This window comes from Streptomyces sp. NPDC048650 (assembly GCF_043199095.1).
Lineage (GTDB): Bacteria > Actinomycetota > Actinomycetes > Streptomycetales > Streptomycetaceae > Streptomyces.
Map to the genome: position 1 here is coordinate 541,316 of NZ_JBICVM010000005.1, position 25,532 is coordinate 566,847.

At 68.0% G+C, this 25,532-nt stretch carries 24 protein-coding genes and 3 pseudogenes; 10 read left to right on the top strand and 17 right to left on the bottom strand.

All coding sequences use genetic code 11. The features are described 5' to 3' along the window. Positions 1-160 precede the first annotated feature (160 nt). Together ACGFML_RS17665 and ACGFML_RS17670 are read left to right on the top strand one after the other, a co-directional pair. The gene (locus tag ACGFML_RS17665) at positions 161-604 is read left to right on the top strand and encodes a DUF2267 domain-containing protein (protein ID WP_393544604.1); all 444 of its coding nucleotides are present in this window, start codon (positions 161-163) and stop codon (positions 602-604) included. A 144-nt stretch (positions 605-748) separates the two neighbouring features. Next, positions 749-850 (top strand): annotated as a pseudogene (locus ACGFML_RS17670) (transcriptional regulator); the annotation flags it as partial. A gap of 328 nt (positions 851-1,178) precedes the next feature. On the opposite strand, the gene ACGFML_RS17675 reads toward ACGFML_RS17670, so the two are convergent. The 6 genes from ACGFML_RS17675 to ACGFML_RS17700 all read right to left on the bottom strand — a co-directional run bounded on the left by ACGFML_RS17675 (position 1,179) and on the right by ACGFML_RS17700 (position 7,114). Continuing rightward, positions 1,179-1,382, bottom strand: coding sequence for a cold-shock protein (locus ACGFML_RS17675; RefSeq protein ID WP_393544606.1), 204 nt, complete (start codon positions 1,380-1,382; stop codon positions 1,179-1,181). A gap of 590 nt (positions 1,383-1,972) precedes the next feature. Then, positions 1,973-2,314 (bottom strand): helix-turn-helix domain-containing protein, encoded by a 342-nt coding sequence (locus ACGFML_RS17680; protein WP_393544608.1) that lies wholly within the window; start codon positions 2,312-2,314, stop codon positions 1,973-1,975. A gap of 1,662 nt (positions 2,315-3,976) precedes the next feature. Further along, entirely contained in the window at positions 3,977-4,699 is a 723-nt protein-coding gene (locus ACGFML_RS17685; protein ID WP_393544610.1) for a glycosyltransferase, read from the bottom strand. After that, positions 4,696-5,313 (bottom strand): SAM-dependent methyltransferase, encoded by a 618-nt coding sequence (locus ACGFML_RS17690; protein ID WP_393544612.1) that lies wholly within the window; start codon positions 5,311-5,313, stop codon positions 4,696-4,698. Before ACGFML_RS17690 ends, ACGFML_RS17685 begins: the two co-directional genes overlap by 4 nt. Next, on the bottom strand, positions 5,310-6,071 hold the full coding sequence (locus ACGFML_RS17695; RefSeq protein WP_393544614.1) for a PIG-L deacetylase family protein: 762 nt from the start codon (positions 6,069-6,071) through the stop codon (positions 5,310-5,312). The genes ACGFML_RS17690 and ACGFML_RS17695 overlap by 4 nt, the downstream gene beginning before the upstream one ends. Further along, positions 6,068-7,114, bottom strand: a complete 1,047-nt coding sequence (locus tag ACGFML_RS17700; RefSeq protein ID WP_393544616.1) for an acyl-CoA dehydrogenase — start codon at positions 7,112-7,114, stop codon at positions 6,068-6,070. The genes ACGFML_RS17695 and ACGFML_RS17700 overlap by 4 nt, the downstream gene beginning before the upstream one ends. 971 nt (positions 7,115-8,085) lie before the next feature. On the opposite strand from ACGFML_RS17700, the gene ACGFML_RS17705 reads away from it, so the two are divergent. The 6 genes from ACGFML_RS17705 (at position 8,086) to ACGFML_RS17730 (ending at position 11,673) form a co-directional block, all read left to right on the top strand. Next, complete coding sequence (locus ACGFML_RS17705) at positions 8,086-8,256, top strand: hydrophobic protein (RefSeq protein ID WP_086716166.1); 171 nt, start codon at positions 8,086-8,088, stop codon at positions 8,254-8,256. Positions 8,257-8,519: 263 nt separating this feature from the next. Then, complete coding sequence (locus ACGFML_RS17710) at positions 8,520-8,693, top strand: CsbD family protein (protein WP_393544617.1); 174 nt, start codon at positions 8,520-8,522, stop codon at positions 8,691-8,693. 200 nt (positions 8,694-8,893) lie between these two features. Continuing rightward, a complete protein-coding gene (locus tag ACGFML_RS17715) occupies positions 8,894-10,120 on the top strand; it encodes an aromatic acid exporter family protein (protein WP_393544619.1) in 1,227 nt (408 codons plus the stop codon). A gap of 305 nt (positions 10,121-10,425) precedes the next feature. After that, positions 10,426-10,983, top strand: a complete 558-nt coding sequence (locus tag ACGFML_RS17720) for a hemerythrin domain-containing protein (protein WP_393544706.1) — start codon at positions 10,426-10,428, stop codon at positions 10,981-10,983. Positions 10,984-11,024: 41 nt separating this feature from the next. Continuing rightward, on the top strand, positions 11,025-11,240 hold the full coding sequence (locus ACGFML_RS17725; protein ID WP_393544621.1) for a CBS domain-containing protein: 216 nt from the start codon (positions 11,025-11,027) through the stop codon (positions 11,238-11,240). A 106-nt stretch (positions 11,241-11,346) separates the two neighbouring features. After that, complete coding sequence (locus tag ACGFML_RS17730) at positions 11,347-11,673, top strand: plasmid stabilization protein (protein WP_393544623.1); 327 nt, start codon at positions 11,347-11,349, stop codon at positions 11,671-11,673. Between the two features lie 100 nt (positions 11,674-11,773). Here ACGFML_RS17730 and ACGFML_RS17735 read toward each other — a convergent pair whose 3' ends face one another. The 10 genes and pseudogenes from ACGFML_RS17735 to ACGFML_RS17780 form a co-directional block, all read right to left on the bottom strand. Further along, a complete protein-coding gene (locus tag ACGFML_RS17735; protein ID WP_393544625.1) occupies positions 11,774-12,580 on the bottom strand; it encodes a SigB/SigF/SigG family RNA polymerase sigma factor in 807 nt (268 codons plus the stop codon). A 435-nt stretch (positions 12,581-13,015) separates the two neighbouring features. Continuing rightward, positions 13,016-13,783: a protein-L-isoaspartate O-methyltransferase gene (locus tag ACGFML_RS17740; RefSeq protein WP_393544627.1), complete on the bottom strand. Its 768-nt coding sequence runs from the start codon at positions 13,781-13,783 to the stop codon at positions 13,016-13,018. A gap of 34 nt (positions 13,784-13,817) precedes the next feature. Continuing rightward, positions 13,818-14,111: a hypothetical protein gene (locus tag ACGFML_RS17745; RefSeq protein WP_393544628.1), complete on the bottom strand. Its 294-nt coding sequence runs from the start codon at positions 14,109-14,111 to the stop codon at positions 13,818-13,820. 136 nt (positions 14,112-14,247) lie between these two features. Continuing rightward, the gene (locus ACGFML_RS17750) at positions 14,248-15,195 is read right to left on the bottom strand and encodes an NUDIX domain-containing protein (RefSeq protein ID WP_393544630.1); all 948 of its coding nucleotides are present in this window, start codon (positions 15,193-15,195) and stop codon (positions 14,248-14,250) included. Then, positions 15,192-17,213 (bottom strand): ATP-binding cassette domain-containing protein, encoded by a 2,022-nt coding sequence (locus tag ACGFML_RS17755; protein WP_393544631.1) that lies wholly within the window; start codon positions 17,211-17,213, stop codon positions 15,192-15,194. The genes ACGFML_RS17750 and ACGFML_RS17755 overlap by 4 nt, the downstream gene beginning before the upstream one ends. Before the next feature lie 1,349 nt (positions 17,214-18,562). Then, a complete protein-coding gene (locus ACGFML_RS17760) occupies positions 18,563-19,660 on the bottom strand; it encodes a hypothetical protein (RefSeq protein WP_393544633.1) in 1,098 nt (365 codons plus the stop codon). A 4-nt stretch (positions 19,661-19,664) separates the two neighbouring features. Continuing rightward, positions 19,665-20,147, bottom strand: coding sequence for a hypothetical protein (locus ACGFML_RS17765; RefSeq protein ID WP_393544635.1), 483 nt, complete (start codon positions 20,145-20,147; stop codon positions 19,665-19,667). Positions 20,148-20,379: 232 nt separating this feature from the next. Then, the gene (locus ACGFML_RS17770; protein WP_393544637.1) at positions 20,380-20,535 is read right to left on the bottom strand and encodes a hypothetical protein; all 156 of its coding nucleotides are present in this window, start codon (positions 20,533-20,535) and stop codon (positions 20,380-20,382) included. A gap of 94 nt (positions 20,536-20,629) precedes the next feature. Further along, positions 20,630-20,698 (bottom strand): annotated as a pseudogene (locus ACGFML_RS17775) (hypothetical protein); the annotation flags it as partial. A gap of 236 nt (positions 20,699-20,934) precedes the next feature. Further along, on the bottom strand, positions 20,935-21,306 hold the full coding sequence (locus ACGFML_RS17780) for a hypothetical protein (RefSeq protein WP_393544639.1): 372 nt from the start codon (positions 21,304-21,306) through the stop codon (positions 20,935-20,937). A gap of 334 nt (positions 21,307-21,640) precedes the next feature. Here ACGFML_RS17780 and ACGFML_RS17785 point away from each other — a divergent pair. Both ACGFML_RS17785 and ACGFML_RS17790 read left to right on the top strand, forming a co-directional pair. After that, positions 21,641-21,784: pseudogene (locus ACGFML_RS17785) on the top strand (DNA-binding protein); the annotation flags it as partial. Then, positions 21,775-22,599 (top strand): hypothetical protein, encoded by an 825-nt coding sequence (locus tag ACGFML_RS17790; RefSeq protein WP_393544641.1) that lies wholly within the window; start codon positions 21,775-21,777, stop codon positions 22,597-22,599. The pseudogene ACGFML_RS17785 and the gene ACGFML_RS17790, both read left to right, overlap by 10 nt. Before the next feature lie 285 nt (positions 22,600-22,884). On the opposite strand, the gene ACGFML_RS17795 is transcribed toward ACGFML_RS17790, so the two are convergent. After that, positions 22,885-25,134: a serine/threonine-protein kinase gene (locus ACGFML_RS17795; protein ID WP_393544643.1), complete on the bottom strand. Its 2,250-nt coding sequence runs from the start codon at positions 25,132-25,134 to the stop codon at positions 22,885-22,887. Between the last annotated feature and the right edge of the window lie 398 nt (positions 25,135-25,532).

The following is a 25,532-nucleotide window of genomic DNA, read 5'->3' on the forward strand; positions in this document are numbered from 1 at the left end:
CGCCGCATCCGGCAGTTCCCCTCGGCTGCGCCCTCCTCTTGGTCGCCCCGAGCGCTGAGACCAACGGGGCGTGGCCAACTCCCTACTTCCAGGGCGGCCGGCCTGGCCATCCCTGGCCGCCGATGACAGCGCCCTCGACGAGAAAGGCAACCACCCTCCGATGCTTCCGCTGTGTGAACCGGCCCCTGCCCGCACTGGCATGACGTTTCACCAGATGCTGGAGAAAATCCGGTACGAAGGCGCGTACCCCAGCCGGGAACGGGCCGAGGAGGTCACACGTGCCGTGCTGGCGGCCCTGGGCCGCCAGCTCACCGGCGACGAACGCGTCGACCTCGCCGCCTGCCTCCCCACCGAGGCAGCCCTCCTCTTCACCGGCCAGGTCCCCGACACGCAACAGCTGACCGGCTGGGGCTTCGTCAAAGACCTGGCCACCCGCACGGGTGCCACCCCCGCGACCACTCGCTGGGACACTGGAGCCGTCCTTGCCGTTGTCGGTCACCTGGCCGGCGTCGGCCTCCTGGAACGCATCTTCGCCCAACTCCCGCCCGGATACGCGCTGCTGTTCGGCCGCGCCGAACTCACCCCTCGGCCGTCTGGCGCGTAGATGCAGAGCCCGTTCGCCCAACGGTGGGCGGAGGGCTTGGCCGAGGAAGGCTGGTAGGCAGAGGGCGGGCGCCGGGTTCGAAGTCAGTGCCTGGCCCGAGTGCACTTGTACCGGCTAGCCGGGGGCCACGCCGAACGACCGGCCCTACGCGACGCCCCCGGCCAGCAGCTCGTCATCTACCACGCCGAACCAGGCAGCCCCAGTGCCCAGTCCCTCAATATGCTCGGTTCCATTGTTCGTACGTGAGTGGTTCATTCGGAACCTTCCTTGATACGGCATGTATCAAGGAATTTTCGCGGCAGAAGAACAGTGCGGGGAATCACAGGAGTGGGCCGAACGAAATGCGAAAGCAGATTTGGTGCGCGGTGAATCCGGCGCAAGTGCAGGCGGTGAAATGGGTTACATCATGCGAGCGTAAAATCCCGGACGTCTGCGGTGCAGCTCCAAAGAAGCCCGCATTCCTGGAGAGGGGTCCGCGGGTCTGCGGCGCCCCACAGGGGAAGTTCGAGGGATGTCCGTAGCTGGGGCCCGCACCCCGAGGGATGGGGGCCCCAGCTACGAAGTAGGGTAAGCGTCAGGCGGGAGTGATGTTCTCGGCCGTTGGGCCCTTCTGGCTCGGTGCGATGTCGAAGGTGACCTTCTGGCCTTCGAGGAGCTCACGGAGGCCCTCGGCGGCGATGTTCGAGAAGTGGGCGAATACGTCAGCGCCGCCACCGTCCTGCTCGATGAAGCCGAAACCCTTGGCCGCGTTGAACCACTTCACAGTGCCAGACGCCATAAAATATCTCCTTGTGGGGCAGTACGCCGGGACCCGCAAGCTACGGATACCGGGTCGCCGCGATGACGCCCCGCCCGGAAAGTGACCGGAAATACCAAACGCTTCCCGCGGCTAAGATGCCGACGAAGGCGTTCAGGTCTTCGGGAACCACGACTGCAACTGACCGTGACAGTAGCATGCGATAGCAGAATGTGTATGGTCAATAATTCCACTCTGTTCGTGGCGGCAAACACACTTGCCGCGCGGCACATTAAACTCTCGTTTCGCGGTCATAGATATTGGTCCGCCCAGAATGCAGCGTTCCAGGAAGAGCGGGGTCGTTGTACACCGCTCGGAGGGCACAATTATTGCGGGTGGCATCGTCCTGCGACGTCGCCCCCATCAGTCCGTATGCCGGTCCCGACACAGATCAGGGCCGCGCAGCGCTGCTGCTGCGCGGCCCTGTCACGCGTGCCCCAGATCCCAGCACCATCGCCTGCAGGCCGACGCCCACGGTTCGGTCTAACCAGCCGGACAGCAGGTCCTGCCCGGGGCAGCTGGACGCTCCGAGCGCGGGCAGGAAGGTCAGGCCGGCTTGGGCACGCGCCACATCAGCCCGAGGTCGTCGGGTTCTCTGATTCGGCGGCGTGGCGGTGTTCGGCGTTGATGCGCCGGGCTTCTTCGAGTTGGTCTTCGAGGATGATGATGCGGGAGGCGGCCTCGATGGGAGTGCCCTGGTCGACGAGTTCGCGGGCGCGGGCGGCGATGCGCAGCTGGTAGCGGGAGTAGCGACGGTGCCCGCCCTCGGAGCGCAGCGGGGTGATGAGGCGGGCTTCTCCGACGGCGCGGAGGAAGTTTTGGGTGGTGCCGAGCATCTCGGCTGCCCGGCCCATGGTGTAGGCGGGGTAATCGTCGTCGTCGAGGCGGTTGTGCGATTCGTCTGTTGCTGTCATTGCACCTCTCTGTGGAACGCGTGGAGGGGCCCGGGTGCCGTATGGCACCCGGGCCCCGAAGGAACTGTTACACCATCTGCCGGCCCTGGTACTGCGCCGGCCTTCTTGTTCCGCAAGCCCACTTGGGAGTGGATGGGCAATGCGGGGATCGCGGTTGCTTGACCGGAGACCACCTCACTATCGATGTCCTGCGGTACCCGGGCTCAAGGCTTCCGCCCGAGCGATCCTGATGGCGCCTGGCTCCTCCGTTTCTTCCCTCTGGGATCAATCACTTACCTACTGCGGGTACTGCTCTTGTGCGTAGTGCTCTGTGGCAGCGCCACTCTTCGGCAGCCGGCCCCGTTGCCCGTCCTGCGTCTGCTCTGGCGTGGAACCCCACTGCCGAACTTCCCGGTGCGCGCGCCCGCAGCCGACGCCTTCACCGAGGTACTGCTCACTGACTTCACTGCTGGGTACTGCGAACTGCAGTTACCGAACTGCGGCACTGCTCATGGCGGCCCCTGTCACGGCCGGCCACCCGGTCCGGTCGTCAGCCCCGTCGCCGTCCTGCAACAACCCTGGCTTCGAAACTCCACCACCGCACCGTCCTGCGAACTGCAACTGTTTGCACTGCTGCCCGGCAGTTCATCTCTGCCGGGCCCTGCGGTCTCTCTGGGCTACGGCAGAAACCATACCCACACCGCCATTCAATGTCTACTCCGGCCAACATAGATTTCCGCGTGTTCGGCGGTGAGGTAATCGACCTCGACCACTGAACGGATACGAGGCGGTCCCACTCCAGCCAGGCTCGCCCTCTCCGACCACCGCCGTTACGCCGCCCTCGACGCCGCGGACACCACAGCCGCCCCGTCGGGACAGGTGGATGACCGCTCAGGACACACGCCATAGCTGGACTTGTGCGGTTACGCACCGCAGTGGGTCGGGCACAAGCACTCCCAGGCAGGGCCGTGCGTGACGATCCAGAGAAGGGTGACCTGATGGACGCAATGAGAGGCTGGCCCATGGTTGCCCAACTCGCTCGCGCTACCTACGCGGCCTCACCACCTACGCGGCCTCACCAAGGACGCCACCACCGCCCTGCGAGTCTGGGCCCAGCAGTGGGCCGGCGACCTCGACGAGCGGCTGGCACGGCGCTCAGGGTCTTGAGGCTGCCGCCTGACGGGTCACCGCGACCTCGTGGGCCGAGCGGGCGTGACTGAGCCGGCCACCCGCGGGCGCCGCGATCCTGCGCACGCGGCCCCCGCGGGTGGGGAATCTTGGCGAAGACCGGTCTGGTTCGGCCGTCGTTGAGTACGGAGGCCAGCAGTGGGTTGACGGCTGGCAGCCACGCGGCGCGGGCGTTCAGGAGGTGGGCCCGTAGGGGCTCCAGCCGTGCATGAACGGCTCGAGGTCCCCGGCGCGGGGCTCGGGGATTCCGGTAGCAACGGTGAACCCCCGTTGACTCACACCGACAGGCCTGCAGGTTCTAGCCCGCGGCCGAGGCCCAGAACCTGATACTGATCACCACCCAAGAAACCACTATGGCGGTCAAGCTGCCGGGGCCGGCTGGCGGACCTGTGTGCACGGCAGCCGGCGGGCCTGCGCCGTTGGGAATGGCCTTGGTGGCTTTGATGGCTCCCTTGGTTGAGGAGGCTTTTTAGCTTGCTTCGGATCTTCTCGGCCTCAGTGCGTCACTCCCTCTTCAGCTGCCATCTGGGCCAGGCGCTCGCCGAAGCCGCCGACGGCCCGGGGGTGCAACCGGCTTGAGGTCTCTACTGGGCAGTCCGGGGTGCGCAGAACTCGATGGCCGTTCCGTTCGAGTGCGCTGACAAGAGCGTGGTCCTCGCCTACGGGAAGGGGAGCGAACCCACCGACTTCTTGATAGGCCGTGGCTGCGACTCCGAGGTTGGCGCCGTGGACGTGAGGGTGGCGCCAGAACCCTCCACCGGCGGGGCGTGAGGCGTGGTAGAGCTGGTGGTGACGGTCTGCGAGCTGGGGGACTGGCGGCCACCGGGTCACGGTGACCGTGCCGATTACTGCCTCCCAGCCGACGCGTGCCTGGTCGAGCTGGAAGGCGAGCCAGTTGGGCGGGACGGCGCTGTCGGCGTCGGTGGAGGCAATCCAGATTGCGGTGGCGGAGGCCCCCAGGGTGGCCATGGCGTGCTGCGCGGCGGCGGCGCGGGCCTTACCGGGGTTCTGGGAACCCAGATGCAGGACGCTCGCCCCCGCCTCACTCGCCACCTTGGCCGTGTCGTCCACGCAGGCATCGGCCGCCACGACCGTCAGTACGTGCAGGTCCGCCAGCGCCGGATGCCGCGCGGCAGCTTCCACGGCGGCGAGCGCCCGAGGAAGGAGGTCCTCTTCGTTGTGCGCCGGGATGAGCACCGCAACCGCTTCGGGATTCATACCAGCCCTTCCCTCTCCGCTGCCGACACCGGCCGGCGCCCGTCCGAGCCGACTCGGCCGAACGTCTGCAGAATGAAGTCGCTCTCGCGGTGGTCGGCCGTCAGCATCAGACCGGGCACCTCCGCGAGGACCTGGGCGAGTTCAGCTCCGGTGGCCAGGTGTTCGTCCACCGGGTGGTTCCAGTGAACGGTGACGAGGGTGCCACCGGGCTCCAGGGCGGCGACCGTGCGGCGCATCACAAGGTCCAGCGCCGCGGCGTCGAAGTAGTAGAGCAGCTCGGACAGGACGATGAGGTCGAAGGTGCCCTGCGGCCACTCATCGGGAAGGGTGCGCTGCTCGACCCTCACGTGGGAGTGGCCGGCGGTACGGTCCGCTGCTGTGGCGGCGGCGGACGCGACGCGGTCGCATGCGAGGAGCATGTCGCACCGTTCGGCGAGCCGCGACGTCAGTTCCCCCACGGAGCAGGCCGGTTCGAAAGCGCGGCGGTAACGCGGCTGGGGGAGGGTAGCCAGTGTGAGGTCGTATTTGCGGTGCTCGTACCAGCGGTCGGCCAGATGCCAGGGGTCGGGGGAGTGCTGGTACATCGTCTCGAAATAGGAGGCGGGAGCGCTCATCGGAACACCACCTCCGCGGCCCGCAGATGATGGGCGATCTCTTCCGGCGGCAGGATAGCGGCGTCGCCCGGCTCGGGGCCCAGCGGGCTGACCTGGCTGGTGAAGCGACTGATCGCCGCGGCCTTCCGCTCCAGAGCAGTGTGTGGCAGGACGATGCGGGCGGCCTTGGTCCAGGGCACCCGTGGGTCGTCCGGCCTCGCCCAGTGCCACATCCAGACGGGATAGTGCAGGTAGGACACCCCGACTGCACCCGAGGCGGTGAGCGCGGCACGGCCCGCGGCCTCATGGTCGGCGTGGATGTCGCCCGTCCAGGGCGCGGCGCAAAGGGTCGCACCCGTCAGCACCTCGGTGAGTGCGGTGGCGACTTGGTTCTCGTGATCTGCGACTTCGGTGTCCGGCACGTGGAGCCGGATGATCTCCGCTTCGGCGGCCCCCAACTCGGCGAGTGCAGCGCGCGTTTCCTTGGAACGTATGCGCGCGAGGGACTCAGGGGTCTCTACTCGGCTGTGGGGGTGGGAGCGTTCTCCATCGGTCACACTGACGACAGTCAAGTCCATCCCCGCAGCTGCCAGCAGGCTGATGGAGCCACCGAACCCCAGCACTTCGTCATCCGGGTGGGCCGCGACCACGACGGCGCGGCCCATCGTCGGCAGTGTGAACTCCGGCAGTGCGTTCCACCCGGCCCAGTCCTGCCACTCGCTCTCGTCGGTTCCGCGGGCCTGGATCGGGTCGGCCGGCTCCTGGCCTTGTGTCGTCATCGGTTGTCCTCCGGGCGGGCGACGAGGCCGCCGAGCTCTGCGAGGTTGTGCTCGGCGTGATGTTGGCGTAGGTAGACACTCAGATCGGCGACGTTGCGCGCGTGGCGCAGATCGCGGCACAGAGGCCCGGCGCCCGTGGCCCGGCCCACGTGAGACAGCGCCGCGCTGCACGCCTCTTCGATGAAGGCGCGCACACGAAGACTGCGCACCCTGGCTGTCCTGCTTCTGTCGAGGGGATCTTGGTCGATCTCGGCTGCCGCCTGATCCAGGAGCGCGCCTGCCGCGTGGAGTTGTATGTCAACAGCGCCGAGGTGGGCGTCGGTGTGCGGGTCCGGCCTGCGCTGTGCGGCGCTCCGCAGCGGTTCGGTGACCGCGAGTGCTCCCCCGTACCAACAGGCGGCCACGCCGATACCGCCGTGCTGAAAGCCCGGGCGCCGGACGTACGCCTCCACACCCCCTACGGGCACGGCAGGCAGATCTGTGATCCGCACGTCGGGGGTGTCGCTGCCGGCCATACCGATGGCCTGCCACGTTCCCTCCACGGGTTGGCAGTTTGGGCCGCCGGTGCGGATGGCGAACAGTCGACGACCGTCTTCGGCGGTGGCCGAGACCAGAGCATGGGTGCAGCTGTGAGCGCCGGAGCAGTACTGCTTGAGGCCGTTGAGGCGCCATCCGGTTTCGATGCGGGCGGCGGTGAGACCTTCGCCGGGCGGTTCCGCCGCCCATACCCCCCATCGCTCGGAGGGGCCGGGCGTGGGGCCCCGTAGTTCCACGAGGATCGCCGTGGCATCGACATGGCCCTCGACGAGTCGCGCAAGGCAGAGGTCCCGTTGGGCGAGGGAGCGCAGAGCTGCCAGACGTTGCGGAGTCCGTCCTGAGCCAGGCAGGGGAAAGTCCAGCACTCCGGAGGCGATGTCCGTGACCACGGCGGCAAACTGTTGTGCGATCTCCCGCCGGGCCGTACCGGGCCTGAGTCCGGAGTCCTCGTCCAGGTCGGCGGGCCATTCAAGATCGGCCGCCAGCGGGGAGCTGACGTCACGCATACGACGACTCATTCCCGCTCCACGCAGGGCTCGCTTGCGACCGGCGCGTGACTGCCCGCGTCATGAGGGCCTGCCACCAGGGCCGGCGGGGTGTTCGGTGCATGTCGGTCTCCTGTGCGCTGGAGGTAACAGTTGCCGTGCGGCACGCGCCGCCGCTTCACCGTGACCGCGCGGGTTCGCCGGGAACGGCCGAGCTGCTGTTAGGCACGGAAGGCCCTCGTACGGTGATGCGTGAAAGGAGCTGGTCCGCTGCCTCCGGTTGCCCTTCCCGCCCTGATACATGCGCCTCACCAGCACCTCTGCAGCCCGCCGTCCGCACAAGGGGCTCGGCGAGCTCGTCTTCCCGGCGCAGCCGCTCTCAACGGCAGCGGCAGCACGTTCGTGTGTGGTGCCGGGAGAGGCGTCGCCGCCTTTTGGGTCACCCCCAGACGTCGGGGCCTCCGCCGAGCCACCTGATCCTCGGGTCTCTCAGCCCGACTTCCTCCGGCTCCAGGCCCGCCCGCCGCAGAAACTCCAACAGGTCGGCCACGCCGTAGGCGACGCCGAGGTCTTGGGCATCACCGTGCACTCGGCGACCGCCTGTCGGAGCTGACGGATGAACGACGATGCGGGGCCGGGGGTCGGACATACCTTCAGCCTGCCGAATGCCGGCACATGCCGCGCGCGGCGTAGGCCCAGTCAGGGGATATCGCCCTGCCGGCCGTCGGCGAGGGGCCGCCCGTGCGCACCGGTCCTGGTGATCGGCACCGCAGGCCCGCATCGTCCTCAGTCATCTCGAGCGGGGACCGGGAAACAGGCGCGGGCCCCGTCCACCCGGGTTTTCCTGTCCTGCTGCTGAAATCCGGGCCGTGGATGCTTGGTGGCTGGGTCGTGCGGCTGCGGCGATGCCCTGCATTTGAGCCGAGAAACATTGTGTTCCTCCGTGTGGGAGGCAAGGGCCGGGGCACATGATGGCTCGGAGGTTGATAGATATGGTTCCCCTGCTACTCGTTCTTCTTCTCGCCCTGCTTCTTTTCGGTGCAGGGTTCGCCCTCAAGGCCCTTTGGATCGTCGCGGTCATCGTTCTTGCAGTGTGGCTGCTCGGATTCGTGCTGCGTTCCGCCGGAGCAGGTGGAAAGCGTGGACGGTGGTATCGCTGGTAGCCGCCCTACCCCGCAATGACGCCTCGGGGCGGGAAGACAACACCGTGTTGTCTTCCCGCCCCGAGGCGTCATTGTCGTTCGCGGGGCATCATCCGTCCTCTTGTGGACACAAGGCCACTGTGCCCGGAGCGGCACTGTCCCCGTAGGGAAGCCTCCTCCATCACAGCGCGCTCCGGAGCACTTCCGCTCCGTCCGGATTGGTATTGGTTTTGCGGGTGCATCAAGGGGAACCCGAGTAATACCACCTACGAAAGGACCGCGTCATGAGCGCCAGCGAAAAGGCCAAGGCTAAGGCTGAGCAGACCGCCGGCAAGGTCAAGAAGGAAGCAGGGCGCGCGGTCGGAAACGAAAGCGCTGCCGCTGAAGGCTCGGCGAAGGAATCAAAGGGAGATCTCCGGGGCGCCAAGGAAAAGGCCAAGGATGCCTTCAAGGACTGAGTCGCGCGACGTATATCCGGTGGGTTCCAGCAGAACGCTGGGACCCACCCATACGTTCGGCGCCCCGCCGACGGCCGGTGTATCCAGAGCCGGCAGCTGCGTGCCTGCGTCCGTGTGGCGTTGCCTCGCGGTGTCTGCTGAGCCCGGCGCTTTGTGCGGATGGGACGGCAGCGTCAAACGAGGAGCAGCTGAGGGATTCGATGAGTGGGAGGGCTGATGTGAGCGGTACAGCAGGTGAGCGGCGGGTGGATTCGGCTGAGCAGGACCGGCTGGCCCGGGCTGGTCAGTGGTGGCGGCGCGCGTGGGGGTCGGAGGGCCATGAGCGTCACACGGTGCTGCTGATCGGGAAGAGCACTGTCGCTGCCACGCTCGCCTGGGTGCTCTCCTACAACGTCCTCAATGCTCAGTCGCCGGCGTTCGCGCCGTTCTCCGCGGTGCTGATCATGCAGGTGACCGTCTACCAGTCGCTTCTGCAGTCCACGCGCTACGTGGGTGCCGTGGCCGCGGGTGTGGCCGTGCAGGCCGCTCTCGGCTTTCTGGGCGGTCCTGATCTGCTGACCTTCGCTCTGGTGGCGTTGGTCGCGCTCACCATCGGACGCTGGCCGGCCCTCGGCTCGCAGGGCTCCCAGGTGGCCACCGCGGCGTTCTTCGCCTTCTCCACATACCTTTCCGCGACGTCCGACCTCGACAAGATCACCCAGCTCGGACAGATCATCCTGCTGGTCCTCATCGGGTGCAGTATCGGCGTCCTGGTGAACGTCACCGTTTTCCCGCCCTTGCGGCTTCGCGGTGCCGAACACGGCATCCGCACCCTCGCCCACGCGCTGTGCGACCTGGTCAGCGACATGTACCCGGCACTGCGTGAAGGCGAACTCGACGAGGAACGCACCGGGCACTGGCGAAAGCGGGCGGAACAGACCGGAGAACTGGTCACCCAGGCCCGAACGGGACTGCGCACAGCCCAAGAAAGCATCCACTACAACCCACGTCGCCTCCTGCGCCGACACCGCGGCCGCACCAGCTTCGAGGGCTACGGCGCGGTATTGGAAGCATTGGAGCGGACGCTGTACCAGATGGCTTCCCTCACACGAAGCCTGGACCAGTGGAGCAAAGACGAGGATGAGGATCCCCACCGCTACCGCTCTTTCCTGGAGTGCTACGCAGACTTCGTGGAGTCCGTCTCCGAGATCACCCGGGTCTTCGCTGCCCTCGACGATGACACATTGAACGAGCAGGCGCCGCAACTGTGCCGGCTGGCGGACCAGGCACAGCAGTGTCGTCACCGCGTGAGTGAACAGGCCGAGCAGGACGGCCTGCCACTCGCCGACCCGGACCGCCCGTACGGAGTCCTTGTCATCGAGGCCACCCGCCTCATGGAGGAATTCCAGTACACCTGCGACGTACTCCAACACCACGTCGACCAATGAAGCACTTGGCGCAGCACGAGAACTTCGCAGAGATGACCAATGCAGCCCATAGCCGCAGCTCACCGTCGCCCCTCATGGGAGGTGGCGGCCTGCAGGAACCGGCGGATGGGCCGGACTGCTGCTTCCCGCGTTCGTTGCCAGACGGATTGGCCCTTCCAGCGGGTCCCGGCACTCCGGCTGACCGCCGCGCCATGCCTTGGCAAGTGGGGCAATTGGGCACGCGACGGTGTGATCTCCCCACACGTACGGGAACCCGTGGGGAGACAGCCGGAGGTGCCGGCTTGCAGAGCGAGAGGCGTCGTGCCGTGGGCCATGGCGGTGATGTGATCGCGGAGCTGACCGCCGACCATCGGGAGGTCGATGAGCTCTTCAGGCAGTTCGAGGCCGCTCCCTCAGGGAGCGAGGACCGCAGGCGTCTGGTGGACGCGTTGACGATCGAGCTGGTGCGGCACTCCGTTGCCGAGGAGGAGTACCTCTACCCGGTGGCGCGTGAGCATCTGGAGGAGGGCGACGCGCTGGCGGACAAGGAGCTGGCCTACCACCTCCGCGTCGAGCAGCTCCTCAACGACCTCCAGCAGCGTGAGGCCGGCGATCTCGACTTCGACCGGATGGTGCTGAAGCTGCGTACCGAGGTGACCGCGCACGTGGCTGACGAGGGGCACCGTCTCTTCACTCAGCTACGCAACGGCGTTCACCCCTATGTCCTCGAGGAGCTGGGCAACAAGGTCCGCCAGGCGAAGATGACCGCTCCCACCCGCCCGCACCCCAGCGCCCCCAGCACCCGGCCGGCCAACAAACTGCTCGCCCCTGGCCTGGGAATGGTGGACCGGGTGCGCGATTACGTGTCCGGCCGCGGCCACTAATCACTGCTTCTTCCCTTCGCACACCGAACGAAGGCATAAGCGTGCCTGAGGCGCGCGACGACCTCATGACCCCGGGAGCGGAGCGCATCGATGCCGACGACAGCGCCGACGAAAACTTCGCCATGTTGGCCCGCAAGGTCCGCCGCCTGCCGATCCTCGACGGTCACCACCTGGTCGGCATGGTGGCGCTGGCCGACGTCCTCTGCGCCCTCCCCGGCCCCAGGCCGGCGACTTCCTCGAAGACCTCCACCAATTGATGACGGCACGCGCCGCCTGAGTAGCGCCGCGTGCCCACCAGACGTGGACTGGTATTGCCCACGGCAGACCCGCTGGGAAGACCGGCCGAAGAAAGGATGAGAAGCCGTGCCTGCAGGATCGAGCAAAAAGCGTGAACGGCAGTACGAGCACATCAAGGAACAGGCCGAGGAACGCGGCAGGTCTCAGAAACGAGCCAAGGAGATCGCCGCCCGTACGGTGAACAAGGAGCGCGCCCGCTCCGGCGAAGCCGAAACCGCCAGCAAGACCTCCACCCGCGACCCGAAATCCGCCCCCCAGCGCGGCGGTGAACGCTCCCACCGCGGACCCGTCAGCCCCACCAAGGACCAGCTCTACGAAGAGGCCAAGAAGAAGAACATCGAAGGCCGCTCCACAATGAACAAGGACCAGCTGCGCCGGGCCGTGGGGCGCTGAACCGCTTGCCCCGGCCAGACCCGCATCGGGACGAGCGCCGACCGCAGCCTGCAGCTTCCCGAGAGCGGCAGGCTGCGCCCGGCAGCTCAGTGCTGTGGCGTCAGTTGGTAGCCAGCATTTCTTCCCGCAAATGTGTGCAAATACGGGTGATGAGGCGGGAGACGTGCATTTGGGAGAGGCCGAGTTCCTTATCGATCTCGGACTGGGTCATCTCGGCGCCGAAGCGCAGTTCGAGGACGGTGCGGTCGCGGTCGTCGAGCTCGGCAAGGTGCGGCTTGAGAGCCTGGGTGTCCTCAGCCAGGGCCAGGGCGGGATCTTCTGTGCCGATGAGGTCGGCGACGAATCCGGTCTGCTGCTTGGAGCTGGAGGCTTGGATGGGCCGGTCGATGGAGTCGCTGTCGTAGCCGTGGGCGGCGACGAGTCCTTCCGACACCTCTGCCTGGTCCAGGTCAAGGTGGGCGGCGAGGTCGGACACGGTCGGCTTGTGGATGCCTTGGCCTTCGAGCTGTTCGCGGGCCCGGGCAAGGTCGATGCGCAGTTCCTGCAGGCGTCGCGGCACGCGGACCGACCAGGTGGTGTCGCGGAAGAACCGCTTGATCTCACCCTGGATGTAGGGGACGGCCAGCGTGGTGGACTCCACGCTCCGCGAGACGTCGTAGCAGTCGATGGCCTTGATCAGACCGATCGTGCCGACCTGCAGCATGTCTTCGGCGCACGCCCGGTGGCCGGAGAAGCGGCGAGCGGCATAGCGCACCAAGGTCAGGTTCATCTCGACGAGGGTGTTGCGCACATACTGGTACTCGTGCGTCCCTTCTTCCAACGCGTCAAGTCGCAGCAGGAAAACCTTCGTGAGCTCACGTGCGTCAGCAGGAGCGATGTGCTGAGGGTCCTGGATCTGCGGCAGCACCGTCGGGGCCGGAAGGGCACACTACTTGGTCATGGTCTCCCGCGTGGTTCCTGCTGTCATCGTGCCGTCAGTCATGTGCCGTCTCCCTCCGGTTGCTCAGCCCTCGTCGCCAGGCCCCTACCGGACACCGCGATGAGCACACCCTGCGGGTCCGTCGGGCTGGGGGGCTTTGGCACGGTTGAGACGGGCTCTACCGCTCACGCGTTCCTGGAGGCCGGGGCGGCAGAGGGGCGCCCGCGGGTAGCTCGACGGGCCTGCAGCCACCCAGAACTGGTAGAGCGTCATCCAGCGCAGCGCGCCGCCCGCCATCACTGACCCGAGTGCATCCATCCGGGTGAAGCAGCCCGAATTACTGCCTGTGGAAGCTTCTGACGGCAGCACCTGGATCTGTACGTGGTTGAGTCGTTCGGGGAGGGTCAAGAGGTGGTTGAGCTGCTAGGCCAGCACTGCCGAACCGCCTATCGCCCGGCGCAGCCCGGTTTCGTCGACAAGGTGAACTGGGTCACTTCGGAGCTGCAGCGCCTGTTCACCGAGGGTTGCCTGCCGCTGCAAGATCGAGCCGGTAGACCTCCGGCTCCCCGGCGGCCCGCCACTGGACGGTCGTCTCGCGGATCTCGGCCCAGATGTCCCGCTGGCCGCTGGCCGCTGGCCGCTGGCCGTGACCGTCCACGTGCCGGCACCGTCCGGGCGGGCGACCATCCAGGATCGGAAGGCCCGAGCCTCCGCGCTACCAGCGGACCGCGCTGCGATCCGCTCGCGGAACGCTGCGGACAGGAAGATCTGCCTCCGGCCGTGCCCCGCCCGGTGGGCGAACTCCACCGCCCGCAGGTGCGAGGTGACCCGCCCGTCCGGGCACCGGGAGATCACCGCCAGCGCGGGCCACGACGGCGACGTCGTCGTGATGTGCATCAGCATCCGCCCTCCTGGGGCGAGTTGATCCACCAACGCACCCGGCACGCAGGGGAGGGCGAAGGAGACGAAGATCCGGTCGTACGGGGCGCGCTCCGGCCAGCCGTCCTCCCCGCTGCCGCTCACCACGGCGGGCCGGTACCCGAGGACCCCCAATCGAGCCTGCGCGGCTACCACGATGTGCTGATCCCGGTCGAGGGTGACCACGCCGGTATCCCCGCAGATGTGACAGGCCACCGCCGCGGTCACCGCGGCTCCGGCGCCGAGGTCGAGCACCCGCTGCCCGGGCCGCAAGCCAGCTCCTGCGGCAGCAGGGCGGTAAGGCTCATCACGGTCGTAATGGACGTGATCCCCCGCCCGACCGGGCACGGCCGGTCCGGCCCACGAGAGGCTCCCCGTCGTGCTGGATGAGCACGCTCTCGCCGCCGTAGAACACCGCCAGCAGCTCATCGCGGTCACCCGGTTCTGACCAGTCCAGCAGGTCCCAGCGCGGCGGACGTTCATCGAGCGCGCTGCGGCGGACGTACGCCTGCGGCATGAGCACCTCGCGCGGTAACGCGAGCAGGGCCTCGCGCACCAGACCGGGACCGAGGGCGCTGGCCGCCTCCAGCCGGGCGACCATCTCCGCCCGCGCGGACGCTGCTTCACCTGCGAGCCCGGTCCTGGGCCGCCTGCCCCTGTCAGCCGGGCACTGCGCCGCCGGGGTGGCACACCGCCTTGCGTGCCGTTTCGGTCCGACCCTCGGCGCGTCTCAGCGGTCATGACCATTCCATTTCCGTGTAGCGGCGGCCTGCGCGGATGCCTTCGATGGCGGCCCGGGTGTAGGGCACGATCGGCGCCGGGAGCTCGTCCGGGTGCCACCAGCTCCAGCCCGTGCACTTGTCGGGCTCCCGGACCGCCGGAGTTCCCGACCACTCGCGAGCCCGGAAGACCACTTGCATCAGTGGTCGGCCACCGGGACTGTCCACGAGGTGCACGACGTGGGCGAGTTCGACGTCGCCGGGCTCGATCAGCAGCCCCGCTTCTTCCTCCGCCTCGCGAACGAGGCAGGAGAGGGCGGACTCCTGCGCGCAGTGGCCGGCAAGGAAGTGCCACGTCGATCCTGCGTAGGGGGAGTCGGGGTGGCGCAGACCGAGCAGCACTTCGCCGTCGGCGTTCTCCAGGTAGAGGTGGACGTCGATGCCATTGAGCACGGTGCTCCTGCCCGCGGTCGCCACACGAGCAGCGCGCGGGCGCGGGGTGCGGTGGGCGGCGGAACTCGTTTCGGCGTGGCGGCGGATCAGATCGAGGGTGGTCGGGGCCATCCGCAGGCGTGGCATGACGTCCGGCCGGAACCAGTGCAGCATGACGCCCTCGGTCAGTGGCAGTGCCGCGGGGTCGCCGGTCCACTGGCCGGCAAAGATCTGAATCGGGACGGCGGTGCCGTCGCTGCTCCGCGCTTCCTCCACGGCGAAGGGGACGAGGTCGGGGATGTCGAGGCCGGCCTCTTCGCGCAGTTCGCGCCGGACCGTCTCTTCCAGGGACCGGTCACCCGGTTCACGGCCGCCGCCGATCAGGGACCACGACCCCGGCTCCCAGATCCCGGGGATCTCGTCCCGCAGGTGCAGCAGATACGCGCCGGCCCCGTCGTGGATCAGCGCCGAGGCGTTCGCTTGCCCACGCTCTGGCGGTAGAGCGGGTGCAAGCTGCGGAGTCTGCTCGTTCACGGGTGCACCGTCCTGGAGTCGGAGGCGGCAGACGTGGTCTGATAGCCGGCCGCCTGGAGGGTGAACATCTGGGCGTAGTCGCCCCTGAGGGCCATGAGTTCTTGGTGGGATCCCGCGTCGGTGATGCGCCCGTTGTCGAAGACGTAGATGCGGTCGCATTCGACGACGCTGGCCAGGCGGTGGGAGATCAGCACGGTGATCTGGTCGTCGCGGAGTTTGCCGCGCAGCACGGCCTGGTAGACGTCGTGTTCGGCGCGTGGGTCCATGCTCGCTCTCGGTTCGTCCAGCAGGAGCACGGGCGCGTCTTTGTAGAGTCCGCGGGCCACGGCGATCTTTGCCCACTGTCCGGCCGACAGCTCCTGGCCGTCGCGGAACCGCTTGGACAACAGCGCCTGCCAGGTGCCGGGCAGGTCGGCGATGACCCGTTCAGCGCCGGAGGCCCGCGCGGCGTCCAGCGCCCGCTGAGGATCGGCCTCGGTGAGCGTGCCGCGCGAGACCGTGAGGTTCGCCAGCGCGCTGAAGGGGAAGCGCACCGGGTCCTGGAGCACGGTGGCCACCCGCCGCTGGAGGGATTCGGTGTCCAGGTCCGCGGCATCCACTCCGTCCCACAGGACCGATCCTTCCTGCGGGTCGTAGAGTCCGGCGATCAGCCGAGAACAAGTGCTCTTTCCCGACCCGTTGAGGCCGACGGAGGCGACGGTCTCCCCGGCGTGCAGGGTCAGGGAGATGTCATCGAGAGCTGGGGAGTCCTTGCCGGGGTAGGTGTAGCGGACGTTCCGCAATGTGATCGTCTTGACGGTTTCGGGCGCGGTCTGTTTGCCGCGGCGCGGCTGGAGGGTGCGGCACCGCTCCTGGAACGCCAGGAGGTCGGTCACCCACATCGCGTGCTCGTAGACGAGATGGGCGACATCGATGAAGCGGGTCAGGGAGGTTCGGCTGGCTTGGATGGCGATCACGGCGCCTGCGCCGGCAGCGAGCGGCAGCCATCCGGCGATCAGCATGGCTCCCAGTGCGACGTATGTGATGCCGGCACCGACTCCACCCAGGCCACGCCCGGCCAGCGTGAGCAGAGCGGCACTGACTCCCAGACGGGTGTCCTCCTCCGCGATGCGGCTCGTCAGGCGGTGGTGTTCGTCGAGCAGGGCCTGCTGGGCGGTGTCCGCGCGCAGTTCGGCTGCGGAGTACTGGTCCAGCAGGAGCCAGGAGAAGACCCGCACACGGCGCTGCATGGCATTCCACCGCCGGAAACTGTGGAACCGTGCCCGGGCGGTACGGACCGCTGCTGCGCCGACGGGCAAAACGGAGAGGGGGAGCAGGGGGAGCAGGAGAGGATGCAGGACGGTCAGGACGCTGGCCGTGCCGATCAGCCCCAGGAACGCGGAAGCCAAGGAGACGACCTGGCCGACGATCTGCCGTGCGTAGAAGAGCCCACGATCATTGGCCCGGTAGGCGTCGTCGTGCCAGTCGGAGTCGTCGACCACCTCAAGGCGGACGTGTGCGGTCAGCCGCAGGAACTCGCTCTCCAACGCAGTGCGGATCTTCGGTGTCACCCGGGCCTGCGCGACGGCGACCCCGGCTTCCAACAGGGCCTGTGCGGAGAGAAAGCCCACCACGAGCAGGATCTGCGGGACAGCGGAGCGGATCTTGTCCGGGGTCGGGCCCTGGGCGAACAGCTGCTGGAGAACAGCAACGGAGGCCGCGAGGCCGAAGGCGGACATCGCGGCCGATACAAGCTGGAGGACCACCACGGCCATGGTGGCCCCTCGGTCAGCCTGCCAGGCCAGCTGGGCGATCTGGCGCACGGTGCGGGGAAGCCGGACGAGGATCTGTCCGACCGTCGCCTTGGCCGCGGCGCCGTCGTAGATCGCCCAGTACGCCTCCTTCATGTCGCCGGCGATGTCGTCGCTCGTCGGGCCTGCAGGCATGGTCGCCGGTGGCAGTGTCAGGGGATCGCGGCGTGGTGCGGGTACCTTCCCTTGCGGTTCGGGGGTGTCGGCCGGGGCGGTCGTCTCGCTCATACCCCCCACCCCGTATCCGGCCGTGCTGAGCGCGAGGCGCAGCGCTCGCGGGCGTCAATCCCATGCACCAAGGAGTTCTGGGGAGTGCAATGGATGGCTGGGTGATGTTCGAACGTGGCGGATCCGCTCACGGGCACGGCTACGGGATTCACGGTTCCTCCGGGAGGGAGTGATGAGTACAGGTGCTCTAAGAACGGCCCGGATCGCGCCCTGTAACGGCTACTTCGGGGGCGAATGTTGAACGCATGTTCCAGACTTCGTTGCGGGGCGCATGGCGGTTGGTCTGTGGGTGTCTGCGGGCACTCGAACAGCATGGGTCGCTCTTTCGGGGTATTGCGGCGGTCAACGGGTGGCTTCGTGGAGGACGGGTGGTGGGCATGGCTGGGAGGGCACCGGCGGATTGCCGCTGCCTTGGGGATGGAACAGGTTCAGGCGGCTGAGGTCTCCTGGATCCGGTTCCACGCGTCGAGCCTGTCCGCGGCGAGCAGAGGGGCGACGGGCGAGCGGATGAATTCGTGCTCGACGAGGTAGAGGGCGGCTGTTCCGGCGTGCCCAGGGAAGAGGCGGGTGAGGTGTTCGTGGATGTCTTCGAGCGGCGTCCTCGGCGTCGAGGAGTCGTCGGGCGAGGATCTTGCGGTTCCACACGTCGACTCCGACGACGGCGGGGTCGCGTGAGGCGTCGGAGGCCATGACGGCTGCTGTGTAGGAGCCGACGCCCTTGATCTGTTGGAAGAGGTCGACAAGGTTGTCGGAGCAGGGCGATGACGGCGATTTCGAAGTGGTCTTCGGGGCAGCTCTGCCGCATGCCGGCCAGCGTGTGCAGGGGCTCGCGCATCGCCGGTACGCCCGCGGCGAGTTCGGTGAACGGGACGAGGTCTTCGTCCAGGCCGTGGGAGGTTGTCAGGCGGCGGGTAAGGAGTTCGCGGTGCTCGGGCTTGTAGTCGCCGTCGGTAAACACCTCGACGCTGACAGTCCGGTCGTCGCCTCCGCTGGACAGGGCCACGCCGATGATCAGGCCGTCGATACGGAAGGTTCGCCAGCTGCGGGTGGCGGTGTGGGCTTCGAGTCCGGTGGCGTAGTGGGAGGGCTTCCACACGGTGTGGCGGAAGCTGAAGGGGCCGTTGCCGGTGATGGGCAGCTGGAGGGCGTCGGTGTGGCTGAGGTGGCGGGGTTTCACGTCATGCTCCTGGGTGGCGGCCGTGAGTGGATCGCAGGCGGGAGTCGTCGTGCTGCAGCTCGTCGGGTGGGGCGGGCCGTGCGCCGCGGACGCCTCGTAGGCAGCGAGCGTGTGGCGCAGCTGGGCGGTGGTTGCTTGGCGGCGCCGGATGGACGGATTGTCCGAAGGACGGTCACAGGAGATCGCGGAGGTCGACTTCAGCTTTGTCTACGGTCTCAGTGAGGGCTTGCGTGTGGGCTGTTGAGAGGTGTCCTGTGCCGAGTCCTGACGCGGTGAGCACGGCGCCAAGTTTCTGTATCTGCGTGCTGGTCAGGTGGGGACGGGTCACGGAGTGGTTCAGGACGTCGCGAGCGGCGTAGGCGTCGAGAATGGCCACGTTCGCGACGGCATCCTGCAGTGGGGCCGTGTCGGGGCTGGTTCGGTCATGGGCCAGATCGAGCGCGGCCCGTCGCGCTCTGGTCTGGAACGCTGCCGTCGAGGGGTCGGGCGTAGCTATCAGCGCGGCTGTCCCTTGCAGAGCGAGGTCCAGCTCCGGCTGCGGCGCGGGCGAGGCCGGGGGCCGGCAGTAGATGCGCAGGAGGGCCGCGATGGCGTTCTCCCACGGTTCCGAAGGGACGGTGGTGTCGATCGTGTCGCGAGCCTGCCGGTCGAGCCCGCGTTCCATTAGCGACATGATGTGGAGTTGGCGGCCGTCGAGGAGGCGATTTCCGATGCCGCGGTGCTGGGCCATGGCGTCGGCGGCCTCGGTCCAGCGGCCGATCCGAGCGGGGGCGCGGGCGCCGTCGACGAGCACGGTGATCCACAGCTCCTGGCAGACCTTGCGGTGGTTCGCGTCCGTGTCGGTCAGCTCCGACAGGTCGACGGTGCGTCTGTGGATCTCGGCTGCCTCGCGCTTCTGGGCGGCGCGGTAGAGGCGGGTGAGAACGTCGTATGCGGCTTCGCCGTCGCCCTGACGGGTCAGCAACCGGGAGACATTGATGAGGGGCATCAACGACATCACAGCAACGTCGTCCGTCAGGTCCCGGGCATCCGCGAAGACTTGGTGCTGTCTCCAGCACAGGTCAGCTGCCAGCTCGGGTATCCCGACGTCGGAGGCGATGAGCGCTGCGTAGTTGAGGACCCCGCAGGCACGGGCCACCAGGTCGTGGTGGCTCGCGCCTGCGGGCGCGACGGTCAGCCTGTTGAGGTGGGTGATGCGGTCGTCCAGCGGGAGCGCCGGCGCCTTCGAGCGGCGGACCAGAGGGATGCGGCTGGCTTTCGCGGGAATCATCGGCTCAGCCCTTGCGCGGCCAGTCGACGACGAGACGGCTGTACGTCTTGTCGATGATGAAGCGCGGGTCGGCCGCAGCGAGCTTGTGGCGGGCATCCCCGACCGCCATGCGGAAGGCGGGCTCCGGCCCGGTGTTGCCCCAGCCCGCGTCCCAGTCGCGGATCTCGCTCACGACCTGTTCGGCGAGTGCGTCGCCGCGGGAGCCGTGAGCGATGACGCCGACTTCCCAGAACCGGCCGTCGTCGTCCTCGCCTTCGCGGATGGTCAGGTAGGCCAGGGAGTCGCCGTCGAGCGCGGCCATCGACCCCCAGCCGAAGTGCGGGGTGAAGCCGGGGCGAGCGCCAGCCAGGCGCGATAGGCCGTTGGGCAGCACACAGGCCAGATACAGGTACAGCCATTCCCACGGCGTTCCCGCACGGAACTTGACCCCGGTGTAGATCTTGGTCTGCGGCTGGTCCAGGACGGTGCAGATCGCGTCGCGGTCCACGTCCTGCTCGCTGAAGGTCTCCAGCCGGACGTTGCCTTCACCGCCATGGGCACGAGGGTGTAGATGTCGTCGCAGACGACCTTGCGCAGGGGAATGAAGGTGGCCATCTCGCAGGAGACGGTCTTCCTGGTGTCGCCGTCCCGCTCGAAGGCGAAGCTCCGACTGATGCTGCCGCGGATCCGCATGGGCAGGACCAGGCGCCCGCCGGGGGCGAGCTGGTCGTCGAGGATCTTCAGGGGACGTCGCCCGCGCCGACGGTGAACTGGATGCGGTCGTAGGGGGCGTGCTTGGGAAGGCCGGCGGCGCCGTCGGCCAGTATGGCGGTGACGTTGGTGGCTCCGGCCTGGGCGAGGTTCATTTGGGCGCCGGCGACAAGGTCTTGGTCCACATCCAGGGTCCACACGTGCCCGCTCGGGGCGATGAGCTTTGCCCAGCAGGAGGGCGTTGTAGCCGGTGGTGGCTCCGGCCTCCAGGACCTTGTGTCCGGGTCGGGCTCCGAGCTGTTCGAGCTGGGTGGCGACGATGGAGGGCGCGGAGATGCAGGAGATCATCTCGCCGTGCTCGTCGTGCTTGATGGGGACCGCGTCCTTCGCGCAGGTCGACGGGGTCGGTGACGGGTGTCACGGTGGTCTCCATTCGAGCGAGGTTAGGGTCCCCAGAAGTGGACCGGCGGGTAGACAGGTCGGCGTCCTCCCTTGTGGCAAAGGCGACTTGGCGACCCAGCCACGCGGTGGCAGCCTGCTCGCCAGCAGGCACGCCGGCGCGGTTTTCATGGCGGAAAGCAACATCACGCAGCGCTCGCGGGTGCCGGGGCTGCCGGTCTCGGGCAGGGCGCTTCGGCTGTCGGCGCAGAACACGTCGTGCGCCACGTCCATGCCCTCGGGCCGCCGAAAGCATCGATCTCCGGCTCGTAGATGCCACCGACCCAACCGGTTGCCTGCTGTTCGGCGACAAGGCGATCCAGCAAGGCGGCACAAGGGCGCTCGGTGCGCAGTCGCAGCCCTGAGCCCTTACACAGGAAGCGGAAGCGCTGGTCGTGCAGCGCGGCAGACAGGACCTGGGCGGCGGCGGGGTTCACCGCGCCTCCAGGGAAGGCCACACTGGCGTGCCACCAGGTCGCGTTGAGGGTGATCGGAAGGTCCTCGTCGTCGAAGTCCATACGCGTGGGGCTCCTTGTCGGTGGGATCGGTGCGGGGTCGGGTGATCAGCAGAGCGCTGGTCCAGTCCGTGGCGTTCGGCCCAACGCCGGGCGGCAGAGGACACCGTCGCACGTACGCTGACCGACCGCTTCCACCTCGCTCGGATCACCGACGCCACGCTCTGCCACGGCTGGGCCGGTCTGCTGACGCCCACCCGCGCCGTTGCCGCCGACAGCCCCTCCCCCGAGCGCTTCACCCTTGCGATCGACGACCTGCAACAGCGCCTGGCCGCAGACCTGGACCGGCTGCCCAAGGCCGGCTTCATGGAGGGCCGCAGCGGCGCGCAGCTCGCCCTCACTGGCACCGTTCTATCGCCTTCGGGCCCGAGGTATGGCTCCTCGGATGATTAAGTTGCCCAACGGAGAACTACGCTGCCGTCGCGCCGACTTGGACGCGTGGTGGGAAGCGTGTGAAAGGGATACGCCTGCATGGCGATGAGCTACAAGGTTCGCTTCTGGGAGATACGCGAGCGTCACGACCGCCGCAAGGGATTCGAAGTACGCTGGACGGTCAGCAGCCGAGAAAAGTCTGAGTCCTTCGTCACTAAAGGACTTGCAGAGAGCCGACGCGCCAAGTTGATGACAGCGGCTCGCGACGGTGAGCCGTTTGATACCCGGACCGGCCTGCCAGCTTCCGAGCTGCGTGCTCTGAAGCAGCGGACCACATGGTATGTCCTAGCGCGAGAGTATATCGAGCAGCGTTGGGACCGCACCCCTGGAAATACTCGCCGGACACTCGCCGATGCTCTGGCCACTATTACGCCCGCCCTCGTTGCCCCGGGAGCTGGTTACCGGTCACCGCGAGTACTGCGACGTGCCCTCTATTCGTGGGCTTTCAACAAGAAGGCGTGGAACTCCGATCCGCAGGAGGAATGGATGGCGGCACTGGACTGGCTGGAACGGCACTCCCCACCGGTCAGCAAGCTTGAGGAGCCCGACGTACTGCGCCGAGGGCTTGATGCTTTGTGCCGCCAGGTCGACGGGGGCGCCGCAGCGGCAAAGACCGTGAAGCGGAAGAAGGCGGCCGTCAACGAAGTGTTCGGTGTCGCCGTAGAGCGAGGCTACTTCGGGCAAAACCCACTTGCCGGACTGCGCTGGACTCCTCCCGCGGTTGCCGACGAAGTCGATCCGGAATGCGTGCCGAACCTGCCCAGGTTGGCCGGCTGCTCGCCGCAGTCAACGCGCTCCCTGGTCGAGGCCCGCCCAGGGGTGGGGGGAATCGGGAGTAAGGTCGAATTTCGTTTCGTGGCCTAGGTGCATCCTGGCCAGGGCGCCTGCCGGGCATCTGCCCTGGTCAGGCGCCCTTTCTCGTGCCTTTTAGAAGAACCCCGGCTTCTTCGCCGAGTAGCTCACCAGCAGGTTCTTCGTCTCTTGGTGGTACGCGACCTCCCCCTACTCTGACCTGCAGCAACGGGTGGAAATGCGCGATGCGAAGCCGAGTTGGTCCGCACCTGGCCCGGACCTTGGTACGTGGTGCCGGCGGCGGAGCTTCCCGCGGTACTCCATGGCAAGGTTGCAGCCGCCGTCCGGCCACCCGGGTCAGCCCGACTTCGGCGGCTTCTGCGCGTCGAAAGCGAAGAGAGTGTTCTTGGCCGCGGCCACGATCACCGCACGCCCTGCAAGAGTCACACGTGGGCTTGCGCCCTGCTGGCCCGTCAACCCATCGGCCTGCGGATCTGTGGTCCACAGGGGTTTGCCGTCGTGCGGCGACAGCGCGACCACCCGGCCGGTGGCCGAGCTGAAATACAGTGCGTCGGCTCCCGCAACAGGGCCCGACGCGCCCTCCACGCCGGTCTGCCGCGACCACTTCTTCCGGCCGGTCGCGGGGTCGAGTGCGTTGATGAGACCGGTCTGCCCGCTCACGTAGACGGTGCCGTCCGCCATGCCGGGCGTCCCCACGTATGTCTTGGCCAGTCGGGAGTACGTGACCTTCCGCGAGGCCGGGTCGACCCGTGCCACCCCGTTGTAGCGGTCCAGCTCCGTCCCCCCCATGTGGATTTGCAGGAGTACGAGCCTGCCGTCGGCGACGCCCATCGGCACGGCAGGGCCGTTGACCGAGATGGGCCTGCCCAGTTTCCCCGAGGCGCGGTCGACCGGGTACAGGGTGGGGTGGCGCACCGCCAAGGCATCCACCTCCGCATCCGTCGCGCACATCGCGAGGAGCCGTGGGCCCACCGGGACGGGAGCGCACTGCGTACCCGCAGGGAATGACGACGTCCAGGTGACCTGACCGCTGTGCGCGTTGCGGGCCTCGAAGCGGGAGTTGGAAGCGTCGACCGTCACGACGTCGGAGCCGACCACAATGGCGTCCTGAGTCCGACCCGTGACGGCCGTCGACTGGGCGCCGGACGGCACGGACCACAGCTCCCGTCCGGTGTTCGCGTCGATGGCTACCACCTCGCTGGGAGGGTCCTGCGGGGCGTCCTGGGCGGCGAAGCGGTAACCGAGCACCGTGTCGTCGGTGGCGCCCACCATGTGCATGCCGTTGACGGGGACGCCGGGGCTCTTCGCCGTCCACACCCGCGAGCCGTCCCTGGCCCTGATACGGGTCGCGACAACACTTCCGCCCCCGCAGAACAGCGCGTCGCCGCGCGCGACGCAGCGCAGCTCGTCGGGTGTGTCCTTGCGACCGCCCGGCACGGTCTTGTGCCACGACGTGAAGCCGTCCGGAAGTGCGGCACCCGGGGCCGCAAGGCTGTTGCCCTTGTCGCCGCCGCTGTTCCTCCCAAAGCCGCCCGCCGTCAGTGCGGCGACTCCTCCACCGATCGCTGCCACCGTGACCGCGACCGCGGCTGCGATCACGGGACGCCATCGGCGGCGCCGTGGGCGGCCGATGGGGGTGTCGGCGCTCCCCGTATCGGGATCGGCCGGGGTGGTGGTCGGGGCAGTCGGCGCCGGGGTGGCCGGCGTCGCGAAGTGATGCTGGGTGATCATGTCGCGGGTGCGGCCCGCGTCAACTCCCCACGCGTCGGTCTGGCCGAGGTCGGCCGGCAGGTCCCGTAGCAGCACGAGGAGTTCGTCCGCCGAGGGGCGCCCGTCGGGCTCCTTGGCCAGGCACGACTCGACGACCGTGCGCAAGGCCACCGGCACGTCCTCCAGCGACGGCTCCCCGTGCACCACCTGATACGCAACTATGTATGGGCTGTCCGCGTCGAAGGGCCCATGGCCCGTCGCTCCGTACGCCAGCAGCGTCCCCAGCGAGAAGACATCGGACCGCGGCCCCACGTCACGCGGCGCCTGCAACTGCTCCGGCGACATGAAGGGCGGCGTACCGATGACCCGCCCTGTAATCGTCAGAGTCTGCTGGTCCACGGCGCGCGAAATACCGAAGTCGATGACGCGTGGGCCCTCGGGTGAGAGCACGACGTTCGAGGGCTTCAGGTCACGGTGGACGACCCCCACCCGGTGGATGTCCCGCAACGCCTCCGCCAGCCCGATGGCGAGCCTCCGCAGCTCCGCTCCGCTCAGTGGGCCCTTCGTGGCGATGCGCCGGGCGAGCGTGTGCCCCTGGATGTAGGTCGTCGCCATCCACGGCTGCTCGGCCTCAGGGGCAGCGTCGACCACGGCGGCGGTGAACGCGCCGCTCACCCGCCTCGCCGCCGCCACCTCCTGCCGGAAGCGGCTGCGGAACTCGTCGTCCGCCGCGAACTGCGGGTGGATCAGTTTGACCGCGACAGGTCGCCCTGAACTCGAACGGGCCAGAAAGACCGTGCCCATACCACCTGAGCCGAGCCGGGCCTCAAGTGGATAACCGCCGATCTCGGCTGGATCACCTTCGCGCAGCGACACTCTTCCCGACCTCCCGTCCCCCGTGCATCTCTGCCACCACGGGCCTGCGTACCAGTCCTGCACACAAACTAGCCGCTCCAGGGCCCGTGCCTGACATTGCTCCCGCTCCGTCAGTTTCCGCAGCACCTCCTCGAAGTGCTGCGTCGTCTCCGCGGCGATCTGCGCGCAGGGGCGGTGCGGGCGATATCGCCCCCTCGCGGTCCGGCCGGTTTGTTCCGCTGGACGCAGGCGACGTCGAGGAGTTCCTGACGGACGACGTACTTGGTCCGCTTGCGGGTCGCCACAGACACCTTGCCCGATGCGGCACCAGGGGGCGTATCGAGTCGTGATCAATCCGCAGGATTCCTCCTCGTAACAAACGCCGATCACGCGGCCGACGGGCAGTCGCACTGGATGCG